Here is an 11,910-nt window from a genome sequence, read left to right as displayed (position 1 = left end):
CTCGACAACGCCTCCCACTCGGCGTCGGACAACTCGTAGCGACGACCCACGCGCTACATCATCCGACACCAAGATCCTTTGAAGACACTACCTAGCGGAGCCAAACCAGTTTGAATCACGTACGGAGAACGAAGGGCGACAGGAAGAAGAGGCAACTTGGTCGCCCACCAGTACGGAGCACGCAATCCCCGCCGCCCGTACTAGCGCCCGGCCTGCATCTCCTACAAGTCGCAGTGGCGGCAGCGGCCGGGGCACCCGGACCGCGGTTCAGTCCGGGCACGCGCTCGAGGAAGCCACGGCCAAGCTGTTCGCCAGGTTTTTCGCCCTGAGCCCGCAGAACCGCAGTGACCTCATCAACGGCATCCGCAAGCAGCACTCGGGCACGCAGTTCGGGTACGACGTCAAACTGACCTGCGCGGTCGCCGGGAATCCCCACGTCTTATGCCACATCGAGTGCAAGAACCTCGCGAAGCCGGTCACCCCACGGGACATCAGCGACAAACTGCTACAGAACAAGATTTACTATCACGATTCGTCGATCGACCATTGGATCCTCATCTCCCCGCACACGGACCCCTCCAACGAGCTGCAGGACATGCTCGAGCATTGGGCCCGGGTGGACGAATTCCCATTCACCGTGCAGGTTTGGAGTCCGCAGTCCGGGGTCCGCGAGCTCTTCTCGCTGGCGCCCGATATCTACGAAGCCCTCTACGGCGCGGCGCCGGATGGCTCGGAACCGCCGCCGGAAACCGTTGTCGACACCATCCGCGGCCGGCTCGCACCGCACCTGCGTCTAGCTCAGGTGTGGCGGGACTACCTGCGCAAGCCCGCGCGCCACTGCATCGGCAGCGAGAAACCGGACCACTTCGACGAGCTGATGAAGAATCACGTTGACATCAAGGCGACGGATGTGAGCGGCTCGATCTTAGAGGGCACCCTCATGGACCGAGTTCTCGCCTGGCTCAATGGGCCGGACGGCCAGGCTCTGCTGCTGCTAGCCGACTTCGGTGAGGGCAAGAGCTTCTTCACTTACAACCTCAGCCGCCGCCTCTGCGACGCCTTCCTTGCCGACTCGACACATGGCGTCATGCCACTACGAATCCCGTTAGGGCAGTTCAAGGCCGCACGGGACGGGCGGCGATTGTTGGAGCGGCGGCTCGGCGAGATCGGCGCCACTCTCGCCGACTGGCGCGACCTGACTGCGTCCACCCGCTGCCTCGTTGTTCTGGACGGGTTCGACGAAATGTCCACGGACCTGTCACAGGAGGCGATGGAGGACAACATCGCCGGTCTCGAATCGTGCCTCGAGGAGCTGACCGGTTCACAGGTCCGCATTGTCGTTACCTCTCGAGGTCGCGCCTTCGACGTGGGCCGCAACCGTGAGCGGATCCTTGACAGGTTGGGCCAGCCGCAGATCCTGCAGTTTTCGCCGGTCCCTCGGGCCGACCGGATTCGCTACCTTGAGGGGTTCGTTGACGACCCGACGGGCGAACAGCGGCTCGCTACCCTCCGGGGCCTGTACGACCCGATCGGCCTCGCTGCCAAGCCGCTGTTCCTGCAGATGATCCGTGAAACGCTGACCGATCTGCCGGATGGAAAATTCAGTGAGCTCATCCTCTATCGAACCTACGTGCGCAAGAGCTTGTCTCGTAAACTCGAATATCTGCGTGCCAGCCGAGTGACCGACTCTGAGCTGGTCGACAATCTACTACGCATCCTAGAGAAAATCGCTGTCAAGCTGCAGCGAACGGACCAGCAGTACGTTTATCTCACCGACGTGGCGGGGCCGAACCCGAACCTCGCCCAACTGCTGTGGCAGACACGTGATGGCGTAGAGCAAGCCTCCTCTACCGGTGACGATGTCGACGCGGCAGCGCGCATAGGCATCCGGTCTCTGCTCAAGGCCGCGCCCGCCCCAGACGAGGGGCGGTGGCCCGTTACATTCTTTCACCGCTCCATGCAGGAGTATTTCGTGGCCTGCGCACTTGTTCGAGCGCTGCGAGACAACCATGAACTGGCGCGGACTGTGCTCGACGACCTGCCTCCGCTTCCAGAGATCGTTCATTTCGCAGCTTCCATGATTCGCGAGCTGCGAGACCGAGCGTCTGTCTGGGGCGTGCTCGAAAGCTTTACCCGCTCGGCGACTGTCAGTATCCGCAGCAAATATCTCGGCGGCCACGCGGTCACGCTGCTCCACATTAGCGGTGGCATCGTGCCTAAGGCCGACTGCTCGCGGCTGCGACTCGATTATGCCAATCTAGACGGCGTCGACCTCAGCGGGGCACGGTTGGTCGATACATCACTGCGGGATGCCAACCTCGACAACGCCAACCTTGAGAATGCCGACCTTACGGGTGCCGACCTGGAAGGCGTACGGCTCGAGGAGACCTCAAGCGTGGTCGGCCTTACCGCGCTTGGCAATGACCAAATCGCCGCCGCATACGACGACCGGTCGATCCGGGCCTGGCGCCGCAAGCCGGGTGGTCAATGGAGCAGCCGAATCGTTGGCTCGGCAAATCACAACATCGAGCGGATCCAAATGACCCCAGGCGGTCGCCTGCTTGTCTCCGGCGGGAGCGTGCTTAGCGTGTTCTCACTGTCTAGTCCCGAGTGGATCTGTGACAACAGATTCCCGACGAAGCCGCCGCTGCGCCCACCCGTAGCGGGGGTGTCGACAGCTCTATATGAGCAGGAACTGCCCGGCGGAAGGACCCAAGTAGTCTGGATGCACCTGCAGACACTGACAGCACACTACATCGAGGCGGCCGACGAGCCTGCGGTCTGCTATGCGCAGCTGGACAACCGTGCCTTCGCGGTGGCCAGCGAGTCGAGCGTGCGGCTGACGACACCAGTCGAGGGAAGGCCCGACTTCACGACCGTCGAGTTAGGCCTGCGCAACGTCAACTGCATAGATATGAGAACCTCGCCCGACGACAGTATTCTTCTAGCGTGTGGCCATCGTGACGGCGTCCTTACGCTGGCGGCTTCAAAATCTAACTACCTTGTCGAGCGCTGGCGGGTCCGCAGGCACGACGCGATGGTCAACTCAATAGTGTTCGCCGACGATGACAACATCATCAGCGGCGGCATCGACCGGTCGGTCAGGGTTACACCAATCGCCACGGGTGAGGCGCCCGAAGGTGACCCAATAATGCGTCTTACCCTGCGCTGCGCCGGGGTCAGGTACGACGGTGTACGGACCGAGCGTGAACGGCTCATGCTTGCGACGGCTGCATCGAGCGAACCGGCGCACACTTCGCCCGACTAGTGTTGCCTCGGTCTGCTGTATGAACTTCGAACTCGAAACCGTTGTGCTGCCGCCTGGCAGCCTGCGCCTGCCGGCCACCCGGCCTGGTACTCAACGATAGACATCCGGTCGTAGAACGCGAACCGCAGACCACCCTGCCGCCGGGGTGCACGGCTGGGCACCCGCCTCCGGCTGCTCGTTCAACCGTCGAGTCAGCGAATCCTCGAGATCTCCACTTTGGTTCGTCCAACACGCCGATCTTCATACCGAAGATCCTCTTGCGTGGTGGAGGCGGACAGGCGGTCGCTCCACCGGGCGGCAGTTCCCGCTTGCCGCCCTGACGGTTGGCAATGGCATCGATCAGTCAGACTCACCCGGAACCATCCGGCGTCAACCAGGCGAAGGGCGGCGCGAGGCCCGTCCGTACCAGGAGGCGTGAGGCAACCACCAGTCCAAGGGGCGGGGAACCTCAGGTTGCGGCGAAGACTGCGTGGTGTTTGGCCGCCTGGCTGGTCGTGTACCTGTGCGAATCACTCCAACGGGTTCTATCGCTGGCTTCTCTGGTTCGGGCAGGCTCGCTGGGCTGCAACGGCGCAGCATCGCTCAATCAGCGGAGAAAACAGGAACTTGCTGGAACCCCTGGTATGGCATACGGTGTGCCTCGTGGCTGAGTCTCTCGACGATCTCGAGGCGCGCATCGACGAACTGCGCACAGCCGTGCGTCGTGCCCTGATGAGCGGTGATCGCGACCAGGCGCGACGTCTGCGTTCCGACCTTCGGCAGGCGGAGGCGCAGTGGGACGACGCGCTCCTGGCGATCGAGCCAGATGAGCCGGCTTCGCAATCGCGGACCGAATCGCAGGACGCGGGACCACTGCTGACAATCCGTGACCAGGTCCACCAGGCGTTGACCTTCCTGAGCGTGCCGGCGGCACCGAAGCTGATCGTCGCCCTGCGCCAGGCGGTCTTCGCTGGAGCCTTGAACGGGCAGCAGCTGACGAGCCTTCGTCGGGACGAGGAAAGATCCTTCAGGACGACGCCTTGGGCCCGCCCGTACTACCTGTGTGCGGCCCTGACCGCTGACCGGCTCTCGCCCGCCCGCGGTCTCCTGGCTGTCTCCACCTGGCCGCTTGCCACCCGCATCGTCGGGCCGCTGAGTCCCAGAGTTCACTTCCTGACCTCGGCGATCCGTGTCGCCGAGCACCTGAGCCACCCGGACTGGGCGACTCTGCCCGCCCGGCGTCTGTTGTGGCAATTCGCCGCCAACATTCCCGGCGCTGCCACCTCTTTCGACACGATGAGGCCGGACGCCGTGCGGCGTGCGGCCCAGGCCGAGCTGGACGTTCATCTTGACGCCGACCTGTCGCAGCGCGAAGCGGCAGCCCGGCGCGCCGCAGACCAGCTCGACGATCTTCACCAGCTGTTCGGCGCCGATCTCAGGGTGGCGTCGCATGCTGCGAACGACACCTGAATCTTGACTCCGCACTTCCCACGCGAAGGAAGAGCACGTGAAAGAACTGACGGCGCGTCTTGACGCGCTGCGGGGGGACACGGAACCACAGAGCCTTGACGCCCGGGGTATCTCGGCGATTGTCGGCAACCCGGGCTGCGGCCGCCGGAATCTGCTGGATGCAGCCGGCATCGACAAGGACGCACTGGCCCGAGCTATCCGGCATCCCATGTACGCCAAGCCGTCGCGGATGGTGCTTGCCCGAGGTGCCCAGTTCGAAGCCCAGGTCAAGGCGAGCGGCGGTGCGCAGCTGCTGACGTTGCTGCGGGAGGACATCGGGCTATCCATTCCGGAAGCCGAACACGAAGACCTGAAGACCGTCGGCGGCAACGAGGGCAAGCTGGCCCGGTATCGAAACACGGTTCAGCGGCTGACCGCTGTGGCCTGCTCGGCGCAGGACGGCGGAACGCTGTTCGACCACCCCTATCTGAAGATCACGGTCGCGGGTTACGACGTCTTCCTCGAGCCGGACCTGGTGGCTGTGAAGTCGGGCGGGAAGTTCTACATCGTCGAGGTCAAGTCGTTCTCGGTGATCGATGGCCAGGCGCCTGCGGCCGCGGTGGAAGGCGCAGAGTTGCAGGCCGCGGTCTACATCTACGCCCTGCGGGAACTGCTGCGTTCCCATGGGCTCGACGAGGATCTGGTGGCGGACGAGGCGATCTTCGTGTGCCCGCAGAACTTCATCAACAAGCCGTTCGCGGCCCGGGTCAACGTCCGGAACCAGATCGCGGCGGTCCGGCGGATACTCAAGCGGATGCACGACCTCGACACCATTCTGTCGAACCTGCCGGCAGGGTTGACGTTCGCTCTGCATGGCCCGGCCGGTTTCCGGCCGGCCGAGGAGCTAATGGCGGGCCTGCGTCTGGTGCCCGCACGCTATGCGCCGTCGTGCCTGGACACCTGTGAGATGGCGCGGTTCTGCCGCTCGGAGGAACAGGGTTCCACGGCGGTGCTCGGCCGGCAGGTCCGTGAGGAACTGTCGCTGGACACGATCGGTGAGGTCGTCGGTCTGGCTCGAGGTACCCGTCTGCCTGGCCCGGATCAGGTCGAACAAGCCGAGTTGCTGCGGCGGGCCCAACGGTATCGCGACGAGTTGTTGGGGAGCATGGCATGAGCCTGCTGACGTCCCTGGCCCGCGCCCATGCCAGCGACCAGGCGGTGGCGCAGCGCCTGACGACCGTCCGGCATCTGCATGTGAGCAGTGAGCCGCTGGTGTTCGTGCCGTTGGCGATGGCGGGCGAGGCCCACGCCCCACTCGCCGTCATGGTTGGCACGAGCCCTGACCGGCCTGAGCTGTTGACGGTTGCGCAGCCGCGGAACCGCGACCAGCAGGTCGCCTTTGCCTACGAGCTGGCCAAGATCTTCGCCGCCTACATCACGCCGCGCACCAACCGGCGTCTTCCGGTTCGCGCCGGGGCGTCCGGCGTCCAGTACCGGTGCGCAGACGCGCCGCAGGTCTGGGTGCCCAACCGCGCCGGCGTGGAGTTCATCCGAATCCTCGGGCGCTCCACCCGCTTGCGGAGGAGTACAGGCGAGGGGGCGGTGCCACGCAACATCCCGGTCATGGGTAAATGGCTGACGTTCCTCGCCGACCGTGCCGAGTACGCCGGCTCCGCCATGCTGGTCGCGGCAACCGACGCGCTGACCCTGCATTGGGCAACCGGGCAGAGCAATGAGGAGGACCAGCATCTTCCCGCCGTTCTCGGCTGGATCGCGCCGCCACCCGGGATGACCGGGCGCGATGCCGCGCGTGCCTGCGAAAATCCGTTGAAGGTACCGCCTGCCGGACCAGCCACGGATCCGTCGTTCGACAACGGCATCCTCGAGCCGCTGCTCGCCGCCTACCATCAGGCGGCAAGCCCGGCAGCGTCGCGCATCGCCGAGGACAAGATCCGCAAGGAGTTGCGGAAGCAGCTCGACGGCACCTGGCATCGGATGTGGCAGGCGATCGCCCTGCTGCGTGACCCCTCCCTTCCGGCCGGTGCTCATGTCGGTGTTCGTTGGGAACGGGACCTGGACGCTTTCACGCAGACCGCCGAGTGGATCGCGACCAGCCCTGGTGCACAGCCCAAACGCGACTCGGCGGTGTACGCCGCCCGGCGCCTGTACTGGCTGGAACGGGCCCAGCAGCAGTACGACGCGGAACGCGCCTTCGACGACCCGATGGTGATGGCCGAGGCTCGCATGATCGGTGAGGCATTCGTCGGGACCGTCGTCGCCGCCATCCCGAACCGGCGCGTCGGCAGGAGCCTGCGGCCGCTGATCACCGTGTCGACCACCGACGCGATCAGCCTCGCCGTCGGCGAGAGTGGTATGCGCCGGCCCGAGTTGCTGGACCAGAAGACCACCGTCGTGTCGGTGACCCGTGACAGGGACACGGCGATCGTCGAGCTAGAACTTCGCGAGGGCATGGGCAGCGGGCGTGAACCACGGCCCGGCACCGTCCCCGCCGTAGGGGACTCCGTGTGCTACAGCCTCTTTAAGGACGACTACCGCCGGGCGCCGACGCTGCCGCGCAAGGAGGACACCCCGTGGACTCATGGCGGCCCGCCCAAGCCATACCTGCCGACCGAGCAGGATGCCCAGGAGCCGTGGTCGTGACCGTTACCTATGTCCCGCCCACCGCGGTCCTTGACGTACTTCGGTTATTGACCGAGGGTCCGCAGCCTGGCGTGGTGCTCAACTCACCACCCGGAGCCGGCAAGAGCACCGCCGTCACCTACATGGCTCACCACCTGGCCCGGCACGGCGAGCAGGTGCGCGTCGTCGCACAAACCAACTCCCAAGTCGACGACCTTGTCGCCAAGATCGCCGCCGTGGATCCTGGGATCACCGTCGGCCGGTACACCGCCTACGGCTACCCGGTGCCGGCCACGCTCGCCGCCCCAAACATCCTGATTGCGAACCGGTTCCCCGATTTGCGTCAGGCAGCCATCGTGGTCGCCACCGCAGCGAAGTGGCTCGACCCCGTCATCACCGAGCGCGGGCCATGGGCGATCATCGACGAGGCGTACCAGATGCGCTCGGACACCCTGCTGCGACTCGCGCCGATGTTCGAACGGGCTGCGTTCGTCGGCGACCCCGGGCAACTCGACCCGTTCTCGGTCGTCAACGTCGACCGGTGGACCGGCCTGGCCTGGAATCCCCTGCAGAGCGCGGTGGCAGCCATGCTCGCCAACAACCCGGACATCCCGGAACGGCAGCTACCGCACTCGTGGCGGCTTGCCCCTCACACCGCGACCCCGGTGTCGGACGCCTTTTACCCGTTCGCGCCCTTCGAGTCCGCGCCCCGCCAAGGCACGCGGCAGATGTGGTTGTCGACCCGCAGCCTTGGCACCAGCCCTGCCGACCGTGCGATCGAGCACGCCGCGGCGAACGGCTGGGCCTTCTACCAACTGCCGCGGCGACACACAGTGCGCACCGACGCTGAAGCGGTCAGCGCCGTTATCGAGCTGGCTGTGCGTGTTCTGGAGCGAGGCACGATGCTGCGCGACGAACGGCACCCCGAGGGCGCTAGGGTCACGCCGGACCGGGTGGCGATCGGTGTGGCACATCGCGACCAGGTGGCTGCCATCAAAACCGGGCTGGCCGGCACCCCCTACCCGAACATTCGCGTCGACACCGCGAACCGGCTGCAGGGAAGCGAGTACGACACTGTCATCGTGCTGCACCCGCTGTCCGGGCGCCGCGACGCCACCGCGTTCCACCTCGAATCCGGGCGGCTGTGCGTGCTCACCTCACGGCACCGGCATGCCTGCATCGTTGTCGCCCGCGACGGCATCCCCGACCTGCTGGACGCCCACCCGTCCGCCGACCCCGTGCCCTTCAACACCCAACCGCGCTTCCCCAACGGCTGGGAAGCCAACCACGCCCTGCTCGAACATCTCATTGCCCACCGCATCCGGGCACTCTGAGCTCACCGCCCGGCGCCGTTCGGGCCGGCCCCTGTCGGGCCCAGGTGACGCCGGTCCTCCCAGCGATTGAAGCCACTGACGACGAAGAGGTCGCACGTGAAAGTACTGCACACCTCCGACTGGCACCTCGGACGTACCACCTACGGCCACTCCCGGGCGAGCGACCACGAAGCGGTGCTCGCCGAGATCACCGAGATCGCCGCCGCCACCCGCCCCGACCTGATTCTCAATACCGGTGACTTGTTCGACACGCAACGGCCGCCCCTGCACGCCCTCAAACTGGCCACCAGCACGCTGCACAACCTCGCCGAGATCGCTCCAGTCGTGGTCGTCTGCGGCAACCACGACTCGGCTGCATACCTGCACTGGCTGCACGACCTGCTCAACCGGTCCGCGCCGATCCACTTCGTCACCAGCCACGACAACGCCGCCGGTGAAGTCCTGCGGTTTCCAGCCGGCGAGCAGGCGATTCACGTCGCCGCACTGCCGTTCATCAGCGCCAACCGCATCGTCAACGTCTTCGACGAGCCCGGCCAGCGGCGCATCACCTACGCCGAACACATCGCCGGCTTGCAGCAGCAGCTCATGCGCGAGCTCAAAGACGGGTTCGACGCGTCTCGCGACGTGAGCGTGTTTGCCGCGCATCAGTACATCGCCGGCGCCATCCCGTCGCGGACGGAGAACCCCAGCCACACCTGCGACTTCTACGCCACCGATCCACAGCACCTGCCGGCGGTCACCTACGCGGCGTTCGGTCACATCCACAAACCGCAGCCACTGCCGACCACCCGCGTGACGGGCTGCTACGCAGGCTCACCCCTGCAGCTTGACTTCGGTGAGGTCGGCGAGGACAAGAGCGTCGTCGTCGCGACGCTGCGGCCCGGCCAAGGCGCCGTCCTTGAACGAATTCGGCTAAAGCGCGGCCGCCGGCTGCGCTACATCACCGGAACGCTCGACGAGATCCGCACCATGGCGGCCTCCGTGACCACGGACATCTGCCTGGTCACGGTCAACACCGAAAACCACATCGACAACCTGGCCGGCCAGATCTGCGGCCTGCTGCCTGAGGCCACCATCGCCGATCTACGGGAGAACGCCGCCGACCGCAGGCTCGAACTGCTCGCCCCCGTCGACGACGCCGCCGACGTCGACACCACGACGTTGTTCAGCGAATACCTCGCCACCCGCGGTGTCCAAGGCGTCTCGGCGCAACAGGTTCGTCAGCTTTTCAGCACCCTGCTGCCGCACGCCAGCGAACACGAACCACCCGAGCTGCCGGAAGAGCAGCTACTGGCGGCCGACCCCGAGATCGCCTTCCCGCTGCCGGCAACCAGCACGGCCACCATCGGAGGGGCGGTATGAGACCACAGACACTGACCTTCTGCGGCCTGGGCACCTACACCGCGAAGCAGACCATTGACTTCACCGACAAGCGCTTCATCGCGATAGTCGGCGACACCGGTGCCGGGAAATCGACGATCCTGGAAGCGATCTGCTGCGCCCTCTACAACCGATGCACCTACGCTGCCACCGCATCCCCGTTGGTCGCCGACGGCGGTGACGGCACCCTCGCCGTCGAACTCACGTTCACCGTCGGCAGCCGCCGATGGCAGGTATCACGGTCCGTCAGCCGTCACACCGCCACGTCAGTGCACCGGCTGACCTGCCTCGACACCGGCGCCCTGACCACCGGGGCCAGGCAGGTCACCGCAGAGATCCGGCGGATCGTCGGGCTCGACTGCGACACCTTCCTACGTGCCGTGGTCCTGCCCCAAGGCCGCTTCCAGGAACTGCTGCGCATGAGCGACCGTGACCGAGGCAAAGTCCTCGACTCCGTCCTCGGTCTTGAGCAACTGGGCCAGGTCCGCGAGCACGCCCGAACCCTTCAGGCGCGCCTCAAGGACCGGCTCAACGAGTACCAGCTGCACCGCAGGAGGTTCCTCGACGACCCGGCCGCGGCGCTGGCCGCCGCGGCCGAACAGCACAGCGTGCAGCAGCAGGGCCTGGAACATCTCCAGAATGCTCGGGCCGCCATCGCTGATGCGCGTGCCGAACAGCGACGAACCGCCGGGGCGGTCAGCACGCTGACCCAGCTGAAAGAATCCCTGGCGGCCGCAGTTCCTGCCGGCGCCGCCGACCAGCTACACGCCTTGGCGTCGCAGGCTCAAACGCTCAACGGCCAGCGCGCCGACATCAACCAACTGACCCACCAACTGCAGATCGAGCAAGACCTCCTGCAAGGTCAGCTCACACAGGCCGAGCAGTACGGCGGGAATGTGGCCGGCACCGCCACGACGATCAGCACTCTGAAATACCTCGCCGAACAGCTACCCCAGCAGCGGAAACGCCACCGGCAGCTTACGGAGAACGCCGAAGCCCTTGCCGTCGAGCAGCTCCGGCTACAAGACGTGCAACAGAGCCTGGCTGATCTTGAGCCAGCCGTCGCGGCGGCCAACAAGACGCATGCAGACGCGGAAACGGCGTTCAAACGAGCCCAGGGTCGGCAGCACAAGGCCGTCGAACGACTGAGGATCTGGCGCGGAGCCGCCGCAGACCTAGAGAAGGCACGCGCAGAACTCGCCACGACGGAAGAGGCTCTCGGCACCGCCATAGCCAAGGCAAGAGAAGCGGCGGGTATCGCAGAAAAGACCGAGCACAACCGGAGCGAGAGCGAACAAACGCACCGCGCGCTGCTGAAGGCGAACGCCGCAGCGCACGCCGCCGCGGACCTCGAACCCGGCGCGGCATGCCTCATCTGTACTCGTCCCCTGCCTGCCGACTTCACCGCACCGATCGCACCCGACCTCACCGCCGCCGACGACGCCCACAAGAAAGCCCGAGTCCGGGCGGAGAAGACGGGTCGGGCGGCCGCCGTAGCGGCCGCCCGGGTGGAAACCCTGGAACGAGACAACCTGCCTGCCGCCCAGCAGAGCGTGACCACAGCCGAGAGCCTGCTCAGTGAAGCGCTGATCAGCCTCCAGGAAGTCGTTGGAGACGCCGACCTGTCGGGAACCGACGAGCAGATCCTCAAACTGGTCACCGATGACGCTGCCAAAGCGCAGCAAGACGTCGAGCGCGCCGGAAAGATTCGCGACGACACCCGCGATACCGCGACCGCCGCCAGAACCGAATTCGTCACCCTCTCAGAGACCGTCGGGTAACCGGTTCGGGGCGTTGTGTGACGGCGAGACACGTCGATGTTGAGTGCTCGACAAATGGATCATCCCCGCCATGATCGCG

Annotated in this window: 7 protein-coding genes; all 7 read left to right on the top strand. The window is 65.8% G+C overall.

The window, feature by feature from the left end; genetic code table 11:
* Positions 1-595: 595 nt before the first annotated feature.
* The 7 genes from AB0873_RS30630 (at position 596) to AB0873_RS30600 (ending at position 11,831) form a co-directional block, all read left to right on the top strand.
* Positions 596-3,268, top strand: coding sequence for a pentapeptide repeat-containing protein (locus tag AB0873_RS30630; protein ID WP_366604117.1), 2,673 nt, complete (start codon positions 596-598; stop codon positions 3,266-3,268).
* Positions 3,269-3,910: 642 nt separating this feature from the next.
* The gene (locus tag AB0873_RS30625) at positions 3,911-4,717 is read left to right on the top strand and encodes a hypothetical protein (protein WP_366604115.1); all 807 of its coding nucleotides are present in this window, start codon (positions 3,911-3,913) and stop codon (positions 4,715-4,717) included.
* Positions 4,718-4,754: 37 nt separating this feature from the next.
* On the top strand, positions 4,755-5,870 hold the full coding sequence (locus AB0873_RS30620) for a hypothetical protein (protein WP_366604113.1): 1,116 nt from the start codon (positions 4,755-4,757) through the stop codon (positions 5,868-5,870).
* Positions 5,867-7,357 carry a hypothetical protein gene (locus AB0873_RS30615; RefSeq protein WP_366604112.1) on the top strand — a complete coding sequence of 497 codons (1,491 nt, stop codon included), beginning with the start codon at positions 5,867-5,869 and terminating at the stop codon, positions 7,355-7,357. The genes AB0873_RS30620 and AB0873_RS30615 overlap by 4 nt, the downstream gene beginning before the upstream one ends.
* Positions 7,354-8,670 (top strand): AAA family ATPase, encoded by a 1,317-nt coding sequence (locus AB0873_RS30610; protein ID WP_366604110.1) that lies wholly within the window; start codon positions 7,354-7,356, stop codon positions 8,668-8,670. The genes AB0873_RS30615 and AB0873_RS30610 overlap by 4 nt, the downstream gene beginning before the upstream one ends.
* Positions 8,671-8,766: 96 nt before the next feature.
* Positions 8,767-10,032, top strand: coding sequence for an exonuclease subunit SbcD (gene sbcD / locus AB0873_RS30605; protein ID WP_366604108.1), 1,266 nt, complete (start codon positions 8,767-8,769; stop codon positions 10,030-10,032).
* The gene (locus tag AB0873_RS30600; RefSeq protein WP_366604106.1) at positions 10,029-11,831 is read left to right on the top strand and encodes an SMC family ATPase; all 1,803 of its coding nucleotides are present in this window, start codon (positions 10,029-10,031) and stop codon (positions 11,829-11,831) included. Before sbcD ends, AB0873_RS30600 begins: the two co-directional genes overlap by 4 nt.
* Positions 11,832-11,910: the final 79 nt, after the last annotated feature.

This window comes from Micromonospora sp. NPDC047707 (assembly GCF_040704235.1).
Taxonomy (GTDB): domain Bacteria; phylum Actinomycetota; class Actinomycetes; order Mycobacteriales; family Micromonosporaceae; genus Micromonospora.
The sequence above is the reverse complement of the archived record's forward strand: the minus strand, read 5'-3'. Positions and strand labels throughout refer to the sequence as shown.

What these genes read in the sequence shown, in the direction of transcription:
- AB0873_RS30630 (WP_366604117.1), top strand. Translation starts at nt 596, where the DNA reads ATGCTCGAGCATTGGGCCCGGGTGGACGAATTCCCATTCACCGTGCAG.
- AB0873_RS30615 (WP_366604112.1), top strand. Translation starts at nt 5,867, where the DNA reads ATGAGCCTGCTGACGTCCCTGGCCCGCGCCCATGCCAGCGACCAGGCG.
- AB0873_RS30600 (WP_366604106.1), top strand. Translation starts at nt 10,029, where the DNA reads ATGAGACCACAGACACTGACCTTCTGCGGCCTGGGCACCTACACCGCG.